The 20,191-nt window shown below is 69.2% G+C and carries 24 protein-coding genes; 13 read left to right on the forward strand and 11 right to left on the reverse strand.

Features of this window, described 5'->3' with window-relative positions; all coding sequences use genetic code 11:
- Window position 1: 1 nt before the first annotated feature.
- Together kdpA and AKG07_RS14580 are read right to left on the reverse strand one after the other, a co-directional pair.
- Window positions 2-1,687: a potassium-transporting ATPase subunit KdpA gene (gene kdpA, locus AKG07_RS14575; RefSeq protein WP_053098540.1), complete on the reverse strand. Its 1,686-nt coding sequence runs from the start codon at window positions 1,685-1,687 to the stop codon at window positions 2-4.
- The gene (locus AKG07_RS14580; RefSeq protein ID WP_053098541.1) at window positions 1,687-1,776 is read right to left on the reverse strand and encodes a potassium-transporting ATPase subunit F; all 90 of its coding nucleotides are present in this window, start codon (window positions 1,774-1,776) and stop codon (window positions 1,687-1,689) included. The genes kdpA and AKG07_RS14580 overlap by 1 nt, the downstream gene beginning before the upstream one ends.
- Window positions 1,777-2,059: 283 nt before the next feature.
- Here AKG07_RS14580 and AKG07_RS14585 point away from each other — a divergent pair, with 283 nt between their 5' ends.
- The 6 genes from AKG07_RS14585 (at window position 2,060) to AKG07_RS14610 (ending at window position 6,841) form a co-directional block, all read left to right on the forward strand.
- The gene (locus AKG07_RS14585) at window positions 2,060-2,251 is read left to right on the forward strand and encodes a hypothetical protein (RefSeq protein ID WP_150115145.1); all 192 of its coding nucleotides are present in this window, start codon (window positions 2,060-2,062) and stop codon (window positions 2,249-2,251) included.
- A gap of 95 nt (window positions 2,252-2,346) precedes the next feature.
- On the forward strand, window positions 2,347-3,621 hold the full coding sequence (locus AKG07_RS14590) for an RNA polymerase sigma factor (protein ID WP_053099360.1): 1,275 nt from the start codon (window positions 2,347-2,349) through the stop codon (window positions 3,619-3,621).
- A complete protein-coding gene (locus AKG07_RS18130) occupies window positions 3,618-3,974 on the forward strand; it encodes a YciI family protein (protein ID WP_053098543.1) in 357 nt (118 codons plus the stop codon). Before AKG07_RS14590 ends, AKG07_RS18130 begins: the two co-directional genes overlap by 4 nt.
- A 32-nt stretch (window positions 3,975-4,006) precedes the next feature.
- The gene (locus AKG07_RS14600) at window positions 4,007-5,185 is read left to right on the forward strand and encodes an SLC13 family permease (protein WP_233277285.1); all 1,179 of its coding nucleotides are present in this window, start codon (window positions 4,007-4,009) and stop codon (window positions 5,183-5,185) included.
- Between the two features lie 212 nt (window positions 5,186-5,397).
- A complete protein-coding gene (locus AKG07_RS14605; RefSeq protein ID WP_053098544.1) occupies window positions 5,398-6,138 on the forward strand; it encodes a GntR family transcriptional regulator in 741 nt (246 codons plus the stop codon).
- Window position 6,139: 1 nt separating this feature from the next.
- On the forward strand, window positions 6,140-6,841 hold the full coding sequence (locus tag AKG07_RS14610; protein ID WP_053098545.1) for a GntR family transcriptional regulator: 702 nt from the start codon (window positions 6,140-6,142) through the stop codon (window positions 6,839-6,841).
- On the opposite strand, the gene AKG07_RS14615 is transcribed toward AKG07_RS14610, so the two are convergent.
- Genes AKG07_RS14615 through AKG07_RS14625 form a run of 3 tightly spaced genes read right to left on the reverse strand, consistent with a single transcriptional unit; the run spans window position 6,805 to window position 8,996 of the window.
- Entirely contained in the window at window positions 6,805-7,428 is a 624-nt protein-coding gene (locus tag AKG07_RS14615; protein ID WP_053098546.1) for a GNAT family N-acetyltransferase, read from the reverse strand. The two genes, AKG07_RS14610 and AKG07_RS14615, sit on opposite strands and share 37 nt — an antisense overlap.
- 9 nt (window positions 7,429-7,437) lie before the next feature.
- Window positions 7,438-8,049 carry an FMN-binding negative transcriptional regulator gene (locus AKG07_RS14620; RefSeq protein ID WP_053098547.1) on the reverse strand — a complete coding sequence of 204 codons (612 nt, stop codon included), beginning with the start codon at window positions 8,047-8,049 and terminating at the stop codon, window positions 7,438-7,440.
- A complete protein-coding gene (locus AKG07_RS14625) occupies window positions 8,049-8,996 on the reverse strand; it encodes a DMT family transporter (protein WP_053098548.1) in 948 nt (315 codons plus the stop codon). The genes AKG07_RS14620 and AKG07_RS14625 overlap by 1 nt, the downstream gene beginning before the upstream one ends.
- Here AKG07_RS14625 and AKG07_RS14630 point away from each other — a divergent pair.
- Entirely contained in the window at window positions 8,995-10,401 is a 1,407-nt protein-coding gene (locus AKG07_RS14630; RefSeq protein WP_053098549.1) for an aminotransferase-like domain-containing protein, read from the forward strand. The two genes, AKG07_RS14625 and AKG07_RS14630, sit on opposite strands and share 2 nt — an antisense overlap.
- A gap of 6 nt (window positions 10,402-10,407) precedes the next feature.
- Here the strand turns inward: AKG07_RS14630 and AKG07_RS14635 are convergent, their stop codons facing one another.
- Both AKG07_RS14635 and AKG07_RS14640 read right to left on the reverse strand, forming a co-directional pair.
- A complete protein-coding gene (locus AKG07_RS14635) occupies window positions 10,408-12,495 on the reverse strand; it encodes an APC family permease (RefSeq protein ID WP_053098550.1) in 2,088 nt (695 codons plus the stop codon).
- Window positions 12,496-12,586: 91 nt separating this feature from the next.
- Window positions 12,587-12,946 carry a nuclear transport factor 2 family protein gene (locus tag AKG07_RS14640; protein ID WP_053098551.1) on the reverse strand — a complete coding sequence of 120 codons (360 nt, stop codon included), beginning with the start codon at window positions 12,944-12,946 and terminating at the stop codon, window positions 12,587-12,589.
- Between the two features lie 108 nt (window positions 12,947-13,054).
- Between AKG07_RS14640 and AKG07_RS14645 the strand changes: the two genes are divergently transcribed.
- The 5 genes from AKG07_RS14645 to AKG07_RS14665 all read left to right on the forward strand — a co-directional run bounded on the left by AKG07_RS14645 (window position 13,055) and on the right by AKG07_RS14665 (window position 16,798).
- A complete protein-coding gene (locus tag AKG07_RS14645) occupies window positions 13,055-13,753 on the forward strand; it encodes a GTP pyrophosphokinase (protein WP_053098552.1) in 699 nt (232 codons plus the stop codon).
- Window positions 13,754-13,836: 83 nt separating this feature from the next.
- The gene (locus AKG07_RS14650) at window positions 13,837-14,106 is read left to right on the forward strand and encodes a hypothetical protein (protein ID WP_053098553.1); all 270 of its coding nucleotides are present in this window, start codon (window positions 13,837-13,839) and stop codon (window positions 14,104-14,106) included.
- 84 nt (window positions 14,107-14,190) lie between these two features.
- Entirely contained in the window at window positions 14,191-15,831 is a 1,641-nt protein-coding gene (locus AKG07_RS14655) for a molybdopterin-dependent oxidoreductase (protein WP_053098554.1), read from the forward strand.
- 41 nt (window positions 15,832-15,872) lie between these two features.
- Window positions 15,873-16,361 (forward strand): MogA/MoaB family molybdenum cofactor biosynthesis protein, encoded by a 489-nt coding sequence (locus AKG07_RS14660; protein ID WP_053098555.1) that lies wholly within the window; start codon window positions 15,873-15,875, stop codon window positions 16,359-16,361.
- Entirely contained in the window at window positions 16,358-16,798 is a 441-nt protein-coding gene (locus tag AKG07_RS14665; RefSeq protein WP_053098556.1) for a molybdenum cofactor biosynthesis protein MoaE, read from the forward strand. The genes AKG07_RS14660 and AKG07_RS14665 overlap by 4 nt, the downstream gene beginning before the upstream one ends.
- A gap of 125 nt (window positions 16,799-16,923) precedes the next feature.
- On the opposite strand, the gene AKG07_RS14670 is transcribed toward AKG07_RS14665, so the two are convergent.
- From AKG07_RS14670 to AKG07_RS14685, 4 genes are read right to left on the reverse strand one after another with little or no spacing between them, the layout of a single operon-like run.
- Window positions 16,924-17,160 carry a MoaD/ThiS family protein gene (locus AKG07_RS14670; RefSeq protein WP_053098557.1) on the reverse strand — a complete coding sequence of 79 codons (237 nt, stop codon included), beginning with the start codon at window positions 17,158-17,160 and terminating at the stop codon, window positions 16,924-16,926.
- Complete coding sequence (moaC, locus tag AKG07_RS14675) at window positions 17,157-17,636, reverse strand: cyclic pyranopterin monophosphate synthase MoaC (protein ID WP_053098558.1); 480 nt, start codon at window positions 17,634-17,636, stop codon at window positions 17,157-17,159. The genes AKG07_RS14670 and moaC overlap by 4 nt, the downstream gene beginning before the upstream one ends.
- Window positions 17,633-18,880 carry a molybdopterin molybdotransferase MoeA gene (locus AKG07_RS14680; protein WP_053098559.1) on the reverse strand — a complete coding sequence of 416 codons (1,248 nt, stop codon included), beginning with the start codon at window positions 18,878-18,880 and terminating at the stop codon, window positions 17,633-17,635. The genes moaC and AKG07_RS14680 overlap by 4 nt, the downstream gene beginning before the upstream one ends.
- Window positions 18,877-19,647, reverse strand: a complete 771-nt coding sequence (locus tag AKG07_RS14685) for a HesA/MoeB/ThiF family protein (RefSeq protein WP_053098560.1) — start codon at window positions 19,645-19,647, stop codon at window positions 18,877-18,879. The genes AKG07_RS14680 and AKG07_RS14685 overlap by 4 nt, the downstream gene beginning before the upstream one ends.
- A 150-nt stretch (window positions 19,648-19,797) precedes the next feature.
- Here AKG07_RS14685 and AKG07_RS14690 point away from each other — a divergent pair, with 150 nt between their 5' ends.
- Window positions 19,798-20,190, forward strand: coding sequence for a TOBE domain-containing protein (locus tag AKG07_RS14690; RefSeq protein WP_053098561.1), 393 nt, complete (start codon window positions 19,798-19,800; stop codon window positions 20,188-20,190).
- Window position 20,191 lies beyond the last annotated feature (1 nt).

The following is a 20,191-nucleotide window of genomic DNA, read 5'->3' on the forward strand; positions in this document are numbered from 1 at the left end:
GTCAGACGAGTCCTTCAGCGAGGGGTCCCAGTGCGAGCACGGGGAAGTAGGTGAGTGCCGTGATGATGACCGCGACGGCGGCGAGGAGCCCGACGAACTGCGGCCGGTGCGTGGGCAGAGTTCCGGTGTTCTCGGGTACGCGCTGCTGTGCGGCGAAGGAACCGGCGAGAGCCAGCACGAGCACGATCGGGATGAACCGGCCGAGCAGCATCGCGATGCCCAGTGCGGTGTTGAACCACGGGGTGTTCGCGGTGAGGCCGGCGAAGGCGGAGCCGTTGTTGTTCGACGCCGAGGTGAAGGCGTAGAGCACCTCGCTCATGCCGTGCACGCCGGGGTTGAGGATGCTGGTCGCCTCGACGTCGGCGCGGATGCCGGGGATCGCGAAGCTCAGGGCCGTGCCGACAAGAACGAGGGTGGGCGTCACGAGGATGTAGAGGCTCGCGAGCTTGATCTCCTTCGGGCCGATGCGCTTGCCGAGGTACTCGGGGGTGCGGCCGACGAGCAGTCCGCCGACGAACACCGCGATGATCGCGAGCACGAGCATGCCGTAGAGACCAGAGCCGACGCCGCCGGGGGCGACCTCGCCGAGCATCATGTTGAGCATCGGCATCATGCCGCCGAGTGCCGTGTACGAGTCGTGCATCGAGTTGACGGCGCCGGTCGACGTCAGGGTGCTGGCGCTGCCGAAGAGGGTCGAGCCGAGGATGCCGAAGCGCACCTCCTTGCCCTCCATCGCCGCACCCGCGAGTTCCGGAGCGCTGCCGCGGCCGGCCAGCTCGAGGGCGGAGAGGGCGAAGGTCGAGACCAGGAAGATCGTTCCCATCACGGCGGCGATCGCGTAGCCCTGGCGGTTGTCGCCGATCATGCGACCGAACGTGCGGGGGAGTGAGAACGGGATCACGAGTATCAGCAGGATCTGCAGCAGGCTGGTCCATCCGGTCGGGTTCTCGAACGGATGCGCCGAGTTGGCGTTGAAGAAGCCGCCGCCATTGGTGCCGAGCAGCTTGATGGCCTCCTGTGAGGCGACCGGCCCGCCCGGGATGGTCTGCGTGCCACCCGAGATCGTGGTCACATCCGTGAACCCGGCGAAGTTCTGCACCACGCCGCCTGCGATCAGGGCGATGGCGGCGATCAGAGCGATCGGCAGCAGGATGCGTCCGAGCCCGCGGATCAGGTCGACCCAGAAGTTGCCGATCGTGGTCGATCCGCGGCGGGCGAGGCCGCGGATCAGCGCGACGGCCACGGCCAGGCCGACCGCTGCCGAGACGAAGTTCTGCACCGTCAGGCCCGCGAGCTGCACCGTGTAGCCCATGGTCTGCTCGGGCGAGTACGACTGCCAGTTGGTGTTCGCGACGAACGAGGCCGCGGTGTTGAAGGCGAGGCCCTCGGGAACCGCGGGGAGTCCCAGCGACTCGGGCAGGAAGCTCTGCAGTCGCTGCAGCCCGTAGACGAGCAGCAGGCCGACGACCGAGAACGCGAGCACGCTGCGGGCATAGGCCCGCCAGGTCTGCTCGGATGCCGGGTCGACGCCGATCAGTCGGTACAGGCCGCGCTCGGCCTTCAGGTCGCGCGGGGTGCTGAAGACGTGGGCCATGTAGTCGCCCACCGGGCGGTAGAGCAGCACGAGGGCGATGATGAGGACGGCGGCCTGCAGGACGCCGAACCAGATGTCGGCACCCGCGCCCATCAGAAGTTCTCCGGGGCGACGAGAGCCACCACGAGGTAGACGACGGCGGCCACGGCGAGGGCGGCGGCGATGATCTCGAAGACGATCACAGTCGTTCCACCCCCTTCGCGACCAGAGAGACGAGGGCGAACAGCGCGAGAGTCAGCGCGATGTAGATGATGTCGAGCACGAGACTCGATACAACTCCCGTGCAGACCGGAATATGGCGATCCTCACGCTTTGCCTACGGGGCCGTGCGGGATGCATGCGACTTGCTCACATCTCGGGGTCGATCCGACTTTCTCGCATCTCGTTGTCGCATTCGTCGTTCGTCGTTCGTGGTTCGGGTAGGAGGTCCCCGATCGGGGGGCCTCAGACGCGAGAGGTGCGGTGGTGACTGTGTACAACGACCCGATGGTGGCGAACCTCGTCTACCGGCTCGAGGCTGAGCACGCCGAGGAGCAGATCGTGCGACGTCGGACGGCGCTCGAGCATCCTGGTCTGATCCGGCGCCCTTCCCTCCGTGTGCGCGCTCGCCGCCTCTGGGCGCGCATCTCTTCCGGCGGAAGCGGGGAACCGGGATGATCGTCCTGACGGCAGGATCGGAGCGGAACCTGCTCGATCGAGCGGACGGAGAGAGTCTGAGTGATGCAGCGCCGGAATCGAATCGAGGAGCCTCGGTGAACGCCGACGCCGGTGCGCACGTCACGCAGGTCTATCGCGACGAGTGGGCGCGCATCGTGGGAGGACTCACCCGACGGTGCGGTGATCTCGACCTCGCCGAGGAGATGGCGGCTGAGGCGTTCGCCTCGGCCGCTGAGCGGTGGCCGGACGAGGGAGTGCCGCCCAACCCTGCTGGCTGGATCACCACCACGGCCTACCGCAAGGCCATCGATCGGCTCCGCCGGGAGTCGTTCCGCGACGCCAAGCAGCGGGAGGCTCTCATGCTGCACGATCCCGAACCACCGGAGCCGACGGGCGTCATCGACGACGATCGCCTCCGTCTGCTGTTCACCTGCTGCCACCCGGCGCTGTCGCTCGAAGCGCGCGTTGCCCTGACCCTGCGGATCGTGGGCGGACTCACCGTCGAAGAGATCGCGCGGGCATTCCTCATCCCGGAGTCCACGGTGCGGCAGCGCATCACCCGAGCCAAGGCGAAGATCAAGACCGAACGGATCCCGTATCGGATGCCGGCTGCCGACGACCTCCGCCTCCGGATCGACGGAGTGCTCGCAGTGCTCTATCTGATCTTCAACGAAGGGTATTTCGCGTCCGGGGCCGGAGTGCCCGCACTGCGTCGCGAGCTGACGGGCGAGGCGATCCGGCTCGCCGGACTGCTCCGCGAGCTGCTGCCCGCCGACGAGGAGGTCACGGGTCTGCTGGCGTTGATGCTGCTCAGCGAGGCGCGCGCCGCGGCACGCGTCACCGACGGCGGCGAGCTGGTGCGCCTGGACGAACAGGACCGTGGCGCGTGGGACCACGAGCTCATCGGTCGAGGCCTCGCACTGCTCGACGAGCCACCCACCGCGGCCCCCGGTCGTCACCGACTGCTGGCCGAGATCAACGCGGTGCATGTGCGGGCGACGGATGCCGAGCACACCGATTGGGCGCGCATCGTCGGACTCTACGAGCAGCTCGAGCGGATCGATTCCAGCCCGGTCGTGACCCTCAGCAGGGCGGTCGCCGTCGCAGAGCGGGACTCGCCCGAACGAGCACTGCTGATCGTGGAGACGCTGCGCGATGCGCTGGATCAGTTCCATGCCTTCCACGTGACGCGCGCAGAGCTGCTGCGCGCTGCGGACCGGCCGGACGATGCTCGGGCTGCCTACGAGCGCGCGATCGCCCTCGCCGACAACACCGCGGAGATCATCCACCTGACCCGACGCCGCGACGAGCTCGCGGCGCCCCTCGCACCCGGGGAGCCCGGGCGCACGACGAATGGAGAGAGCAGATGAGCAACAAGTACCTCGTGATCCACATGACCGACCCGACCGGCGGCACGATGCCGCAGGGAGAGGATCAGCGCCTTCTCGAAGACTGGGCGGATGAGGGCAGGGCGGCCGGCAGCCTGGGCGAGGGCGCACCCGTCGCCGGGGCGGACCAAGCCAAGTCGGTGGCCGTGCGAGACGGCAAGGTGCTCGTCACCGACGGCCCGTTCCCGGAGTTCAAGGAATGGTTCGCCGGCTACGACATCGTCACCGCCGAGTCGATCGACGAGGCGGCGAGCTTCATGGCGAAGCATCCCACCGCCGTCATGGGGAGGGTCTACATCCTGCCGGTGGTGAAGCTCCCCTGGGACGAGGACTGAGGGCCACACCCCTCCGGATCTACACTCAGCGAGTGAGTGCGACGCGGCGGCGGCTGGGAGCGGGGACGATCATCGTCCTGGCGCTCATCGCCGTCGCACTCGTCTGCATCGTCACGGGCATCCTTCCACCCGCGGATGCCGGGGCGCTCGGCGCTCGCATCGCACCGGTGCTGGGGTTCGTCATCGCGATCACGGTCGTCGCCGAGCTGGCCCGGGACGCTGCGGTGTTCGACGTCGTCGCGCAGCGTCTTGCTCGATGGGGCCACGGGCGGGTCATCCTGCTGTGGCTGTCGGTCGTGGTGCTCGCCGTCATCAGCACGGTGTTCCTGTCGCTCGACACCACGGCGGTGATCGTGACGCCGGTCGTGGTCGTGCTTGCGCAGAGCGTCGGCATCCCTCCACTGCCGTTTGCCCTCGTCACCGTGTGGCTGGCGAACACGGCATCCCTCGCACTGCCCGTCTCGAACCTCACCAACCTGCTCGCGGCGCGGTCGATCGGCGACGACCCGCTCGCGTTCCTCGCGCTGAGCTGGGCGCCGACCCTCGTCGGGGTGCTCGTGCCCGTCGTGGTCCTCACGCTGCGACACCGACGGACGCTCTTCGGTGCCTATCGGGCGCCGACAGGCGGTGACTCTTCCGACCGAGTGCTCTTCTGGGCGGCGTCCGGCATCCTGCTGCTCCTGATGCCGCTGCTCGCAGTGACCCATGACGTGTGGATCCCCGCGACGGTCGCAGCGCTCGTGCTCATCGTCGTGTTCGGCATCCGGCGTCGCCATGTGCTGCGACTCTCGCTCGTGCCATGGCAAGCGATCGGCCTGGCGGCGGCCCTGTTCGTCGTGGTCGAGACCGCGCACGCGAACGGCATCCTCGACTTCCTGTCGGTCCTCGCGACCAGTGGCCACGCGCCCGCAGAACTGCTGCGTCTCTCTGCGGCGGGCGCGCTCGCCGCGAACGGGGTCAACAACCTGCCCGCCTACCTGATCCTCGAACCCACAGCCGGCGATCCGGTCGCGCTCATGGCGCTGCTGATCGGCGTGAACCTCGGCCCCCTGATCACCCCGTGGGCTTCGCTCGCCACCCTTCTCTGGCATCACAGGGTGGTGTCGCTGGGGGTCGAGATCCGCTGGGGCAGCCTGATGCTCTGGGGAGCGATCGTCGCCGTGCCGACGGTGCTGGTCGCCACGCTCGTGCTCGCCTTGGTCGCAGGCTGAGACCGGCATCCCGATCCCGGCCGCAGGGGAGGGAAAAGGGCAGCGACTCGCGTCACGGGATCTGGGGGAGGTCCGCGGCACGACATGGGGAGTGTGTGCCGGGTGAGGGTCGCTGCCCTAGTCCACAACGCTACGCACATGCCGTCGGATCCGGTGAAACTTCAGTGCCTGATGTATGGTGCGTCGGCATGACACCGGCATAAAGTGTGCCCGTGGGCGACATCAGCGCATCTCTGCCGATCCGGCCGCGGCAGCTGATCCGCGACCAGGTCTTCGCCACGCTCGCCGAAGAGATCATCTCTGGGCGCATGCAACCCCTCGAAGAGATTCGCGACCAGGACTTGCAGGCCGAATACGGCGTCTCCCGCACGCCCATCCGCGAGGCTCTCAACCGTCTCGCCGACCTCGGACTCATCGAGGTCAGCACCAACCGGTTCACACGCGTCGCGCCGGTCGACCTCGAGGCACAGGCGGAACGTGTCGAGACCGCCGTCGCCATGATCGGATACTGCGCCGTCAGAGCAGTGCCGACCTACACCGACGAGCAGGTCGCCTCTCTGCACGAGAGGATCGACGGACTCCTGGTCGCCGAGCTCGCAGGAACCTCGAGTCGCGAGGGGCTCAGCCTCTGGTACGCGCTGTGGGGCGAGATCGTGCTCAACGCCCACAACCAGACGATGATCGACATCCTCGACGGTCAGCTGGTGCTGCACCTCACCCGAACAGTGCCCGCGCAACGCGTGCCCGACGAACTCGTCGACTACATGCGCGCGGCCCTCGATCAGCTGCGTGCCCTGCTCGATCGGCGCGACGGCGTCGGGGTACGCGACCTCATCGAACCGCTGTTCCTGAGATCGACGATCGAACCTCTCCGCGCGGCGGCGGCGCTCGCCGCGGCATCCGCCTCCGTCTCCGCCGGCTCGACGCCCGCCGTCCTCTTACCCGAGGACTGACATGCCCGACCGGCGGATCGACAGGCTGAACTCCACGCGACTGCTGGGAGGGGTCGAGCAGCCACCGCCCGTCATCACCTCCCGCGCGGATGCCGTCGTCGACTCGCTCGCGCACTCGATCGAGTCGGGCGAACTGGCGCCCGGCGATCCCTTATCGGTCACCGCCCTCGCACAGCGGCTCACCGTCGCCGCGGCGACCGTGCGATCAGCCCTCGGCACCCTTGAAGCGATGCATCTGATCGAGCACCGTCTGAACAGGGCGTCGGTCGTCGTGACGCCGACCCCCGCGTGGTTCGTCGCTGTCGCCGCTGAGTGCTCCGGCCTGTCGATCGCGGCGGCCGACCTCGGCATCGCGGAGGCGACCGAGGCGCAGATCGCCGATCTCGCCGAGCGGGCGGCGACCGTCCGCGAACTCTGGGCGTCGGACGAGAGCGATCAGGTCATCGGAGCGGAGGGGCTGTGGGAACTGCTCGACCTGCTCGCGGTGTTCTCGCGCAACCGACACCTCAGCGCCCTGCACGCGTCGAAGCGCACGGCGCTGGTGCTCGGCATCCGCTCGCTCAGCCGGCCCCGCAACCCCGCCATGCTCCGATCGGTCGTCGACGCGCTCGTCGCCGCAGCGCGCGATCGCGACCGCCTCGAAGCGACGGATCTGGTGAGAGACCTCTACACGTTCGTGGTCGACGGGGTCACAGAACTCTGACGCGTCGGTGTCCACTCCTCCGCGAGGATGCCATAGTTGAGCCCGTCGAGCCACTCGCCCGACCGGTGCAGAGCGGTCCTGCGGCTGAACTCCTCCCGGCGCATGCCGAGCCGCTCCATCAGACGCCACGAGGGCTCGTTGTCGGCGAAGCATCCGGCGTGCACCCGGCGCAGCCCCAGCGGACCGAAGCAGACGTCGATCACGGCGCGGATGGCCTCGGTCGCATAGCCGCGACCGGTGTGCGCGGGGTCGAGCACCCAGCCGAGCTCCGCCTCGACGCCCCTCGCCTGATCGGCGACCTCGAGCTGCGCCCAGCCGTCACCGATCCTGATCATGATGTCGCCGATCGGCGTGGGCCCGTCGTTCTCCGTGATCAGCTCGACGAGGTACATCGACGTGAGCCGGCCGGGGTCGAGATACAGCTCGCGGAACTCCTCGAGTGTGGCCGGCGCGAGTCCGAGCCACCGGTTCACCTCCGGCCGTCGACGCCACTCCCACATGACGTCGACGTCGGGTGCCGTCATCGGCCGGATCTGCAGCCGCTCGGTACGGACAGGCCAGACGTCGGTGTGCGGCGAATCGGTCATCGCCCCAGCCTATTGAGGGGCGTGGCCGGACACTCGACGCATCTCGGCCGCGAGTGCCGCGTTCGTCTCGTCGAACCGCCCGGTGATGGTGTCTCGCACCTCGGGAGACTTGTTCTGGCTCAGCTTGGCGCGCGCGTCGAACCGGTCGACACGCATCCTCAGCCCGACGGTTCCCTTCGCCGCTCGCCGGGTGCCGGCCTCGTCCTCCGACAGGCTGCGCCCGTGCGGCGTTCCCTTCTCGAAGTGGTCGGTCAGCTGCGCGAGCATGGCGTAGTTCTCCTCCTCGGTGAGGATCTCGGGAGTGCCGTAGAGATGAGCGGTCACGTGGTTCCAGGTGGGCACGAGGTCGCCGGGCGCATAGAGGCTGGGCGACACGTAGTCGTGGGGGCCCTGGATGATCACGAGCACCTCGTGCGCGCCCAGTTCATGCAGCTGCTCGTCGGGGCGGCCGAAGTGGCTCGCGATCACGATCTCGTGCTCGTCTTCGATCAGCAGAGCGGGGTAGTGCGAGGCGACCAGCCCGGTGCTCGCGGGCGACACGAATGTGGCCCACGGATTGCCGCGGATCAGGCGCTTCACCTCGAGCGGGTCGGTCATCAGGTAGCGGGGTGTGTGGCGCATCAGAACTCCTCGTTCAGGGGGCGGGTGGTGGGTCGGGGATGGATCAGTCGGGTGCGCACCGCGAGCGCGGCGCACACGATGACGGCCAGGCCGCCGAGCGCGGTGGGCATTCCGATCTGCTCATGAAGAAGCAGCGCGGCCCACGCGATGCTCATCACGGGTTGGACCAATTGGATCTGGCTCACCGGGGCCATGGGCCCGATCGCGAGCCCGCGGTACCAGGCGAAGAATCCGAGGAACATGCTCACCACGGCGAGGTAGGCGAAGGCGAGCCACTGCACCGGCGATGCCGTCGGCGGGTCGGCGACCGCCGAGGCCAGGGTCAGCACGAGCATCAGCGGCGCGGCGAGCACGAGCGCCCACGACACGGTCTGCCAGGCTCCGAGCTCCCGAGCCAGCAGGCCGCCCTCCGCATAGCCGACAGCCGCAGCGAGCACCGCGGCGAACAGCAGCAGATCGGCCCAGTGGAGTGCGCCGAGATCCCCGTTCTGCAGTGACGCGAAGACCACCGCCGTGATGGCGCCGAGTGCGGCGAACCACCAGAACGCACGTCCCGGCCGTTCGCGCGTGCGGAGCACGACGATGACGGCCGTCGCTGCGGGGAGCAGGCCGATCACCACGGCGCCGTGGCTCGCCGGTGCGGCGGTCATGGCGAACGACGTCAAGAGGGGGAACCCGGCGACGACACCACCGGCCACGATCGCGAGTCGCCACCATTGCACCCTGGTCGGCGGATGCTGCCGGGTGGCCGCCAGAGCGATGGCAGCGAGCGCTGCGGCGACGACCGCGCGACCGGATCCGATGAACAGAGGCGAGAGGCCGCCGACCGCGATGCGGGTGAAGGGGAGGGTGAACGAGAAGGCGGCGACGCCGAGAAGCCCCCACCAGAGGCCCGCACGGGATAGCGCTGTGCGAGCAGGAGTGATAACGCTACTCTGTTCTTTCATGAGTCAGGATAGCAGTGACCGGATCGTAGGAGAACTGCGTCGGTGGATCGAGGCGGCGCCTCCGGGGTCTCGGGTTCCCTCGAATCGAGCGCTCGTCGCGCAGTACGGAGCGAGCCCTGTGACGGTGCAGAAGGCGATGGGACGCCTCGCCCGGCTGGGCCTGATCGAATCTCGACCAGGCGCGGGGACGTTCGTGCGCGCGCAGAAGACGCCGCGCCCCGCCGACTACGGCTGGCAGACATCCGCGCTCGGTGCTCCTCCCGCGCGACTCGCCGGGCTCACCTCGACGCAGCGGACTGTCGCTCCCGACGCGATCGGCATGCATTCGGGGTATCCGGCGGTCGACCTGCTTCCCGAGCGGCTGGTCCGTCAGGCGATCACCCGTGCGGCACGCACCTCGTCAGCGCTCACTCGCTCGCCCGCCGCCGGGATGCCGGAGCTGCAGGCCTGGTTCGCGGCTGAGCTCGCGGCATCCGCCCCCGCAGACGTCACTCCGGCATCTGCCAGGGATGCGCTCGTGATCGCGGGCAGCCAGAGCGGGCTGAGCTCCATCTTCCGAGCCGTGGTCGGGGCCGGGCAGCCTCTGCTGATCGAATCGCCCACCTACTGGGGTGCTCTTCTCGCCGCCGAGCAGGCCGGGGTGGTGCTGGTGCCGATCCCGTCGGGGCCGGACGGCCCCGATCCGGATGCCGTCGAGCGGGCCTTCGCCGAGACCGGGGCTCGCGCGTTCTACGCGCAACCCACATTCGCCAACCCGACGGGCGCCAGGTGGCCGACGTCGACGGGCCTCGCCGTTCTCGAGAGCGTGCGGCGACACGGTGCCTTCCTCATCGAAGACGACTGGGCCCACGATCTGGCCATCGACGGCGATCCGCGTCCGATCGCGGCGATGGACGATGACGGCCATGTCGTCTATCTCCGTTCGCTGACCAAGAGCGTCTCGCCCGCACTGCGGATCGCCGCGGTGATCGTGCGGGGCCCGGCGCGCGAGCGCATCCTCGCCGACCGTGCCGCCGAGTCGATGTACGTGAGCGGGCTGCTGCAGGCTGCCGCGCTCGACGTCGTGACCCAGCCGGCGTGGAAGAGCCACCTGCGTGGCTTCCGCGACCACTTGAGGGCGCGACGCGACCTGCTGCTCGCGAGCCTCGCCGAGCACGCCCCGACCGCGACGGTCGAGACGGTGCCGCCCGGTGGCCTCAACCTCTGGGTGCGGCTTCCGGAGGGCACCGATGTCGTCGGCGTGGTCCGAGGATGCGAGACACGCGGCCTCATCATCTCTCCCGGATCCGAATGGTTCCCCGCGGAGCCCTCCGGAGCCTATGTGCGACTCAACTACGCGAACGCCGACCCGACGCGATTCCCCGAGGCGGCGGAGATCCTCGGCGGTGTGCTCGCGGCATCCTGACCGGCGTCAGCTCTCGGGCGGGCCCTCGGGCCGGTGCGCGCGGCGGCCGTTCACGACGACCGGTCGCCCTGCGCGCTCCTGCCCCGGCAGCGGGCGCGAGCGTCGGCCGTAGATCAGCTCCGACGAGTCGAGCAGCCACGGCACGAGCGTGATCGAGACCCCGTGCACGAGCATCAGCTGGTTGGCCAGGCGGCGGGAGCGGCGGTTGTGCAGGAACGTCTCCCACCAGTGCCCCACGATGTACTGCGGCAGATAGACCGTGACCACGGACGAGCCGTGCTTCTCGCGGTACTGCTTGATGAACTGCGTCACAGGCTGTGCGAACGACCGGAACGGCGACTCGACGATCACCAGCGGGATCGGCACCAGGTGGTCTGCCCAGTCCTTCTGCAGCTGCGCGGCATCGTCGGATGCGACGGCGACGTGCACCGCCAGAGTCTTGCCGTGCTTGGCGGCGATCGCGTAGTCGATGGCCTTGATCACGGGCTTCTGCAGGCGGTTGACGAGCACGATCGCCAGGTCGCCGGTCGCGCCGAACTTCGTCGTGTCGTCGATCGCGATCTCATGCTCGACGTCGCGGTAGTACCGCTTCACACCCATCATCAGGAACGCCAGTACCGGGATCGCGAAGAACACCAGGTAGGCGCCGTGCGTGAACTTCGTGATCGTCACGATCAGCAGCACCGCCACCGTCATCGCGGCGCCCACCGAGTTGATGACCAGCCCGATCTTCGCAGAGCGGCGGTCGGATGCCGAGGCGCCGTCGACGCCCGACCCGGGAGTCGTCTCGAGCGGCCCGCGCAGCACGCGGCGCCAGTGCCGGACCATGCCGATCTGCCCGAGCGAGAACGACACGAAGACGCCGATGATGTAGAGCTGGATCAGCGTGGTGAGCTTCGCCTGGAACACCACGAGCACGATGATCGCCGCGATCCCCAGCACGATCATGCCGTTCGAGAACACGAGGCGGTCGCCGCGGGTGTTCAGCGACTTGGGGGCGTAGCCGTCACGGGCGAGCACCGAGCCGAGCAGCGGGAATCCGTTGAAGGCGGTGTTGGCCGCCAGCAGCAGCACGCAGGCGGTCGCCGCCTGGATGATGAAGAACAGGATGCTGCCGCCGCCGAACGTCGCAGACGCGATCTGCGCCATCAGGCTCGGCTGCGGGTTCGAGCAGTCGAAGCCGATCAGGTCGCACGGGTTCTCGGCGTAGTGCACGCCGGTGATCAGGGCGAGGGCGGTGAGCCCGGCGAACAGGCACGCGGCGATGGAACCCATCAGCACGAGCGTGGTCTGGGCGTTGCGGACCTTCGGGGTGCGGAAGGCGGGCACGCCGTTCGACACCGCCTCGACGCCGGTGAGGGCCGAGCATCCGCTCGAGAACGCCCGCAGGATCAGAAGGATCACCGCGGCCTGGCCGAGGTCTTCGGAGTGCACGGCGAACTCGGCGCTCGAGGCGACCGGCGCATCGCCGAGGAAGGTGCGGAACAGCCCGGTCACGATCATGAAGCCGACGGAGGCGATGAACACGTAGGTCGGGATCGCGAAGACGAGCGAGGCCTCGCGCACTCCTCGCAGGTTCACCAGGATGATGAGGATCACGAATCCGACCGCCAGCTCGACGCGCAGCGGATCGAGGCCCGGCACCGCCGAGATGATGTTGTCGACGCCGGATGCCACCGACACGGCGACCGTCAGCACGTAGTCGACCAGCAGCGCGGCCGCGACGATGACGCCGGGGATCTCGCCGAGGTTCTTCGAGGCGACCTCGTAGTCGCCGCCGCCCGAGGGGTAGGCCTTGATGAGCTGCCGGTAGCTGAGCACGACGACGATCAGCAGCACGACGACCGCGACCGCGACGAGCGGCGTGAACGACAGGAACGTCAGTCCGCCGATGAGGAGGATCATCACGAGCTCCTGCGGCGCGTAGGCGACCGAGCTCAGGGCGTCCGACGCGAAGATCGGCAACGCCATCTTCTTCGGGAGCAGCTGATCGTCGACCTGTGCGCTCGTCAGCGGGTCGCCGATGAGGATGCGCTTCACGCGAGGAGGAGCGTCGAGGTTGTCCCGGGTTTCATCTGACACGTCGGGCGACATTACGCCCGCGAACGGCTTCCTCACGCGTTCCTCACGGAATCCCTACGGGTGCCCCGGTGTCCCTAACGGAATCCTTACGCGGCCGAGGCGGTCACTCGGAATGAGGGCGCGGCATGTACCACTCGGTGAACGCGGTCGCCCGGCCCTCGACATCCAGTCGGACGATCCAGAGATTGAGATAGTCCCTTTCAGACGGGTACTGCGTGCGCCCCTCGATCGCCACGAAGTCGTCATCCTCGCGGACGATCCACCACTCGAACGACCACGTGCCCGGATCGTCGAGGTCCTCGAGCCAGCCGGCGACGATGTCGGCCCGACCGACCCGCGGCTCGGCGTCGGGGCTCGTGAGGTAGATCGCGTCTTCGCTGAAGAGCGCCGCGATCTGCTGCGGATCGTTCGATCGCCACGCCTCGACGTACGCCTCTGTCCACTTCTCGCCTGCGGTAGCCATGTCGTCCGTTGTAGACCCGGCCTCCGACATCGTCAAGACCGCGCCGGACCGAATTTCTCATCGGCGATGCACAGCCTGCGCCGATCACGAACGCGTAACGTCGGATGCATGACGTCCCTTCAGCTCACCGACGATGCGATCCAGCAGACTCGGGAGCTCCGCGATGAGTTCCAGCGCTTCCTGCGCGAGTACGAGTTCGGGATGCGGGAGGTGGAGACGAAGATCTCGATCCTGCGTGACGAGTTCACCCATCACCACGCGTACAACCCGATCGAGCACGTCAAGAGCCGGTTGAAGACCCCCGACAGCATCGTCGAGAAGATCGCCCGCAAGGGCATCGTCGAGCCGGACTTCGAGCGCATCCGCTCCGAGATCACCGACATCGCCGGCGTGCGCGTGACGTGCAGCTTCGTCGCCGACGTGTACCGCCTGTTCGACCTGCTCACCGCGCAGGACGACGTCACCGTGCGCACCGTCAAGGACTACATCGCCACGCCGAAGGAGAACGGCTACAAGAGCCTGCACGCGATCATCGAGGTGCCGGTGTTCCTGTCGACCGGGGCGCTCGCGGTGCCGGTCGAGGTGCAGTTCCGGACCATCGCGATGGACTTCTGGGCCAGCCTCGAGCACAAGATCTATTACAAGTTCTCGAACCAGGTGCCCTCGCACCTCGTCGACAGCCTGACCGATGCGGCCGAGGCCGCCGCCGAGCTCGACAGCCGCATGGAGCGTCTGCATCGCGAGGCGCACGGAGTGCCGCAGCGCCAGCTCGCGCCGCCGCCCCCGCCGCACGTCGTGCAGGTCTGACCCGACGCTCGTCGTCTCCGGTGCGCGGCGCACGCGAGCGGCGCGGTGTTGCGCGCGGCGGCGGGCTCCGGGAGCATGGGCAGGTGGTGAAGACGCAGCAGCCCCCGGTCGCCGACCTCGAGCGCACCCTCGTCGAGCTCCCCGGTCTCGACCGAGGACGCCAGCTGTGCGAGTGCGACCACGGCGACGACGAGGCCTATGCCGCCTGCGGACGCAAGGCCAAGTGGCGCGTCACGGTCGACTGCGTCTGCGGGGAGAACCACCCGCGTCGCGTCGAGATCCTGTGCTCCCGGTGCCTGCGCACTCTGCGCCAGCTGCAGGACCGCGACACCATCACCGCGCGGCGTCTCTGACGCACCGGCGCTCGCGACCATCCGTTCGCGCCTTCGCTCCGAACAACCGCTGACCACACCGTCGGCGGTGCGAAGGAGCAGATCATGGCACAGCGCAGCAAAGACCCACAGCGCAGCAAGGGCAGACGATTCATCCTCTGGGCAGCACTCTCGGGGGTGATCAGCGGTGCCGTCTTCCTGGCCACCGCAGAGCTGTTCGCGCTGATCTTCGCGCGCTCAGCGAGCCCGATCCTCGCGGTCGGCGGTTTCGTGATCGACATCGTGCCGCAGCCCTTCAAGGAATTCGCGATCGCGACCTTCGGCGAGTACGACAAGATCGCGCTGCTGGTCGGTCTCGGTCTCGCGGTGGTGATCGCGTCGGCGATCGCCGGAATCCTTCAGCTGCTCCGTCCCCCGCTTGGCGTGATCGCCCTGGTGGTCGCGGGCGCGCTCTCCACCGCGGCGATCGTGACGAGGGCGGGAGTCACGCCCCTCGCCTTCCTCCCTCCCGTGCTCGGCACCATCGCAGGGTCGATCCTGATGGTGCTCCTGATCCGCCGTCTGAAGACGTGGAGGGCCTCGGCGGTTCCCGCCGTTATGACCGACCGCAAGGGCGAGGGTCTCGCCGCGACCGGCACCGGGACGGTGGGCCAGGATGCCGCGCAGCCGCCGAAGGATCTGGGGCGTCGGCAGTTCTTCATCGTCGCCGGGATCGCGAGCGTCTCGGCGGTCGTCGTCGGCATCGCGTCGCGCACGGTGAGCATGACGGTCGCCTCCGTGGCGTCGATCCGGGAGGCGCTGAAGCTCCCGGCGCCGAAGTCGACGGTCACGGTGCCGAAGGGCGCCGAGCTAGACATCCCGGGCCTGAGCAAGCTGTTCACCCCGAACAAGGACTTCTACCGCGTCGACACCGCGCTGACCGTGCCCACGATCGACCCCAGCACCTGGCGTCTCGTGATCGACGGCATGGTCGATCAGCGCGTCGAGATGAGCTTCCAGGACATCCTCGACATGGGGCTCGACGAGTATGCGATCACCCTCACCTGCGTCTCGAACGAGGTGGGCGGCGACCTCGTCGGCAATGCGAAGTGGCTCGGCGTCCCGCTGCGCGATGTTCTCAAGAAGGCAGGGGTGAAGTCCGGAGCCGACATGGTGCTGTCGAAGAGCGTCGACGGATACACCGCGAGCACGCCGCTGTCGGCGCTGACCGACGACAACCTCGATGCGATCCTCGCGGTGGGCATGAACGGCGAGCCGCTGCCGCTCGAGCACGGGTTCCCGGTGCGCATGGTCGTTCCCGGTCTCTACGGCTACGTCTCGGCGACGAAGTGGCTGACCGAGCTCAAGGTGACGACGTTCGACAAGGACGAGGCCTACTGGACCCCGCGCGGATACAGCGCCGAGGCGCCGATCAAGTTCGCCTCGCGCGTCGACACTCCCAAGGTCGGCGAGGCGGTCAAGGCCGGCCGCATCCCGATCGCGGGCGTCGCGTGGGCGCAGTCGGTCGGCATCGAGCGGGTCGAGGTGCGCATCGATGAGGGCGACTGGATGCCGGCGACGCTGTCGGCACCGATCAACGAGGACACCTGGGTGCAGTGGTTCATGGAGTGGGATGCCACGCCGGGCACGCACTACGTGGCCGTGCGAGCCATCAACAAGAACGGCGACCTGCAGATCGAAGAGCGGGCGCCGATCGCGCCGAACGGTTCGTCGGGGTGGCAGCGGTCGCTGATCCGCGTCGCCTGATGCCGGTGCGCGACCCCGGGTCTCGCCCTAGTGTGGGAGCCATGACGTCGCTCCCCGCCTGCGTGATCACTGTCTCGGATCGATCCTTCGCGGGTGAACGCGAAGACAGGGGAGGGCCGATCGCGGTCGGGCTGCTGCGGGATGCCGGGTGGCACTGCCCGGATGCCGAGGTCATCGCCGACGGCGCCACCTCGGTCGCGGATGCGCTGCGCCGAGCGGTGGCCCGCGGCGTGAGGCTGATCGTGACGACCGGGGGGACCGGCGTCAGCCCGCGCGATGAGACGCCGGAGGGCACCCGTCGGGTGATCACCCGCGAGGTGCCCGGCATCGCCGAGGAGCTGCGCCGCAGCGGCCTCGCCGACACCCCGCTGTCCCTGCTCTCTCGTGGCGTGGCGGGCATCGTCGACCCGGCCGGATCGCTCGTGGTGAATCTTCCCGGGTCGCCCCGGGCCGTGGCATCCGGTGTTCCCGTCGTGCTCACCGTCGCCAGACACGTCGTCGACCAGGTCGAGGGCGGTGATCACTCGTGAACGAGGTGCGGATCGCAGCGATCTCGGAGGAGAAGCTCGACGTCGACGCGCATTTCGCTGCGGTGGACGACCCGGCCCTGGGCGGGGTCACGACCTTCATCGGGCGCGTGCGCGACAACGACCCCGATGCGACGACCCCGGTGGTCGGGCTCGAATACAGCTCACACCCCGATGCGGAGCCGACGCTGCGACGCATCGCCGAGGAGGCGGCAGCGCATGCCGTCGGCGACGCCAGGGTCGTGGTCGCCGTGAGCCACCGCATCGGTCGCCTCGACGTCGGGGATGCGGCCGTGGTCATCGCGGTCGCGGCAGAGCATCGTGCTGAGGCCTTCGAGGTGTGCCGCGCGGTCATCGAGGACATCAAGACGTCGCTGCCGGTGTGGAAGCGCCAGGTCGAGTCGGACGGCTCGACCTCGTGGAAGGGCATCGGCGGCTGAGTCGAGTTGCGGCTGCTTCACGCGGCCATTCGCGCTTCTGACGGCCGTTTTCGGCATCCGCGTCCTTCTGACGCGCAGATCGCCGCACGAAGCGCACGCCCCGCGGGCATCGCTTCGCCTGCGGCCTATCCCCCGGCGAACGGGGGGAGCACGTCGATCAGCTGGGCGTCGGCGAGCGGACGGTCGTCATCGCTGCGCACGCCGTCGACCATGACCGCGCACCGCGGAAGGATGTCGGCGAGCGCCGGATGGTCGACGACGACGGCGGCGCGCAGCTGCTCGAGCGAGTGCTCGCCGCGGTCCTCGGCGTCGGTGCCCGCGGCCTCGGCGGCCGCAGCGAAATAGCGGACGCGGGTGGTCACAGCGTCTCTCCCTCGCGCACCCAGTCGCCCGAGCGCCCGCCCGACTTCGCGACGATGCGCACGTCTTCGATCACGACCGAGCGGTCGAGGCCCTTGATCATGTCGACGATCGCGAGGGCGCTCACCGAGACCGCTGTGAGGGCCTCCATCTCGACGCCCGTGCGGTCGGCGGTGCCCACGGTCGCCTCGACGTGCACGCCGTCGTCGACGATGTCGAGTTCGACCGACGCGCGGTGCACGCCGATCACGTGGGCGAGGGGCAGCAGAGCGGGTGTCGACTTGGCGGCCTGGATGCCGGCGATGCGGGCGACCGCGAGCACGTCGCCCTTGGGTGCGGTGCCGTCGCGCAGGGCAGCGATGACCTCGGCGCCGCAGCGCACGAATCCGCGCGCGGTGGCGGTGCGGACCGTCGGCTGCTTGCCGGTCACATCGACCATGTGGGCGTGGCCGGCCGAATCGAGATGCGTGAAGCTCATCCGACCAGCATGACATCGATCGCATCGCCCACGGCGACGGCCTCGACCTCAGCGGGCACGACGGCGAACGCGTGGGCGCGGGCGAGTCCGCCGGCCAGGTGCGATCCCGAGCCGCCCGAGGTCGCCGGGCGCACGGTCCTGTACACGAGGTCGACGACGGCGGGCAGGTACTGACGGCGTCCCGGCGGGGTGGTCCACGCGGCATCCGCGGTGAAGGATGCGCGCGGGCGGTGGATCTCGGAGCGACCCTGCAACGCCAGCAGCGCGGGGCGCACGAACACCTCGAACGACACCGCCACGCTCACGGGGTTTCCGGGAAGACCGAACACCAGAGTGCCGGCGTCGAGCACGCCGAACGCCTGCGGCTTGCCCGGCTGCATCGCGACGCTCGCGAACTCGACCTCGCCCTGTCCGTCGAACGCGCCGCGCACGGGTTCGTATGCACCGGCGCTCACGCCGCCGGTGAACACGATCACGTCAGCGCCGCGTTCTACGGCGGTCGCCGTGACGGCGCGCACGGCATCGGCGTCATCCGCGACGCGGGCGACGAGCACGACCTCGGCGTCGGCATCGGCGACGAGGAGCTCGAGCAGCGGACCGTTGGAATCGGGGATGCGGCCGCGCGCTGCGGGCTCGCCCGGCTCGAGCAGCTCGCTGCCGGTGGATACGACGGCCACCCGGGGTGCGCGTGTCACCGTCACGCTCTCGACCCCGGCGGCGACGGCGGCGGACAGCTGGAACGCTCCGAGGCGCTCGCCGGCGAGCACCACTGCGTCACCGGCGCGCAGGTCGGCGCCGCGACGGCGGATGAACGCTCCTGCGGTCGACGGAGCGCGCAGCACCCGCACCTCGCCCAGCGAATCGGCGAGACCGCCGACGGTGTCCTCGAAAGGCACGATCGCGTCCGCCGCAGTCGGGGCGGGCGAGCCGGTCATGATGCGTGCCGCCTCGCCGACTCCGAGTGCCGGGTCGTCCGACACCCCGGCGGGCAGATCTGCGACGACGCGGAGCGCGACAGGGCTCTCGTCGGATGCCGAGGCGACATCCGCTGCCCGCACGGCGAAGCCGTCCATCGCGGAGTTGTCGAAGAGCGGGATGTCGTGCGCCGCCGTCGCAGGCTCTGCGAGCGTGCGCTGGGCCGCGTCCCGGATCGCCCGTGTCTCGGCGGGCAGTGCGCGTACGGCATCCAGCACCCGCGCGAGCTGATCCTCGACGGATCGGCGACCGCCGCCCGCAGCGCTCATGCCGACACCGCCGAACGGATGGCGATCTCGTGCTGTCTCGAGGTAAGGGAGTCGATCATCGCGAGCCGGCCGAGCAGCGGCTCGCCCGCGCCGGTGATGAGCTTCACGACCTCGCCCGCCAGCATCCCGCCCACCTGCACGCACAGGGCCCCGAGCACGCCGACCTGCGCGCAGCTGGGCGGCTCGCCCTCGGTGCCGAGCGGGAAGAGATCGGTGAGCACCACGGGCGTGTGGCCTTCGGGGGGATTCGACCAGAACACGGTGGCCTGCGCGTGCCACTCCTGCACGGCACCCCACACGAGCGGGATGCCGAGGCTCTCGGTCGCAGCGGCGACGTCGCGGCGGGTCGCGAAGGAGTCGCTCGTGTCGACCACGATGTCGGCCCCGGCGAACAGGCGCTCGGCGTTCTCGGAGTCGAGTCGCTCGGAGGCCGTCACGACCTCCGCCCCCGGTGACAGTGCGCTGATCGCGCGCGCCGCCGAAACGGTCTTGGGGCGGCCGATGTCCTCGACACGGTGGGCGAGCTGGCGCTGCAGATTGGTCAGCTCCACGACGTCGTCGTCGATCACCGTGATGCTGCCGATTCCTGCCGCGGCCAGTGCGAGGAGCACGGGGGAGCCGATGCCGCCGGCGCCGACCACGGTGACGTGGGCCGCGGCGAGACGGCGCTGCCCCTCCTCTCCGATGCCCGTGAGCACCGCGTGCCTGGCGGTGCGGACGAGTTCGGCCGGGTCGAGGGCGGGCGCGGGAGCGACGAGCGGCTGCATGGCACCAGGCTATGCCCGGGGTGAGCGATTGCGGCGGGCGCGAGGGTATTCGTCCGGAGTTCGCCGCGGACGGATGCCGCGCGAGCGCGTTGCTTCCGCGAATGCGGTGATTTAGTGTTTCAGCATCCGCGTCTGCGGTAGTGTGCACCCATGCAGAGCTTTCGGATCGCCCGCGCAGCACAGCTGCTCGGAGTGAGCGATGACACGGTGCGGCGCTGGATCGATCAGGGCCTGCTGCCGACGGCGGATGCCGTCCCGGCCGAGATCCCCGGTGACGCTCTCGCCGCCCGCGCTGTGGAGCTCGCCGAGGAGGCGCAGGCGTCGGATCATGCTCTCTCGAGCGCCCGCAACCGCTTCGTCGGCATCGTGACGCGCGTGCAGATCGACGGAGTCATGGCACAGGTAGATCTGCAGTCCGGACCCCACCGCGTCGTCTCGCTCATGTCGGCCGAGGCCGCCCGCGAGTTGAACCTGGAGGTCGGCTCGCTCGCCACCGCATCCGTCAAGGCGACCAACGTCGTCGTCGAAGTGCCGAAGGGCTGAC

The sequence above is a fragment of the Microbacterium sp. CGR1 genome, assembly GCF_001266755.1.
GTDB lineage: Bacteria > Actinomycetota > Actinomycetes > Actinomycetales > Microbacteriaceae > Microbacterium.

Coding starts and splice junctions, on each gene's coding strand:
- kdpA (WP_053098540.1), bottom strand. CDS start 1,687: ATGGGCGCGGGTGCCGACATCTGGTTCGGCGTCCTGCAGGCCGCCGTC.
- AKG07_RS18130 (WP_053098543.1), top strand. CDS start 3,618: ATGAGCAACAAGTACCTCGTGATCCACATGACCGACCCGACCGGCGGC.
- AKG07_RS14610 (WP_053098545.1), top strand. CDS start 6,140: ATGCCCGACCGGCGGATCGACAGGCTGAACTCCACGCGACTGCTGGGA.
- AKG07_RS14615 (WP_053098546.1), bottom strand. CDS start 7,428: ATGACCGATTCGCCGCACACCGACGTCTGGCCTGTCCGTACCGAGCGG.
- AKG07_RS14620 (WP_053098547.1), bottom strand. CDS start 8,049: ATGCGCCACACACCCCGCTACCTGATGACCGACCCGCTCGAGGTGAAG.
- AKG07_RS14630 (WP_053098549.1), top strand. CDS start 8,995: ATGAGTCAGGATAGCAGTGACCGGATCGTAGGAGAACTGCGTCGGTGG.
- AKG07_RS14625 (WP_053098548.1), bottom strand. CDS start 8,996: ATGAAAGAACAGAGTAGCGTTATCACTCCTGCTCGCACAGCGCTATCC.
- AKG07_RS14635 (WP_053098550.1), bottom strand. CDS start 12,495: ATGTCGCCCGACGTGTCAGATGAAACCCGGGACAACCTCGACGCTCCT.
- AKG07_RS14640 (WP_053098551.1), bottom strand. CDS start 12,946: ATGGCTACCGCAGGCGAGAAGTGGACAGAGGCGTACGTCGAGGCGTGG.
- AKG07_RS14645 (WP_053098552.1), top strand. CDS start 13,055: ATGACGTCCCTTCAGCTCACCGACGATGCGATCCAGCAGACTCGGGAG.
- AKG07_RS14655 (WP_053098554.1), top strand. CDS start 14,191: ATGGCACAGCGCAGCAAAGACCCACAGCGCAGCAAGGGCAGACGATTC.
- AKG07_RS14660 (WP_053098555.1), top strand. CDS start 15,873: ATGACGTCGCTCCCCGCCTGCGTGATCACTGTCTCGGATCGATCCTTC.
- moaC (WP_053098558.1), bottom strand. CDS start 17,636: ATGAGCTTCACGCATCTCGATTCGGCCGGCCACGCCCACATGGTCGAT.
- AKG07_RS14680 (WP_053098559.1), bottom strand. CDS start 18,880: ATGAGCGCTGCGGGCGGCGGTCGCCGATCCGTCGAGGATCAGCTCGCG.
- AKG07_RS14685 (WP_053098560.1), bottom strand. CDS start 19,647: ATGCAGCCGCTCGTCGCTCCCGCGCCCGCCCTCGACCCGGCCGAACTC.
- AKG07_RS14690 (WP_053098561.1), top strand. CDS start 19,798: ATGCAGAGCTTTCGGATCGCCCGCGCAGCACAGCTGCTCGGAGTGAGC.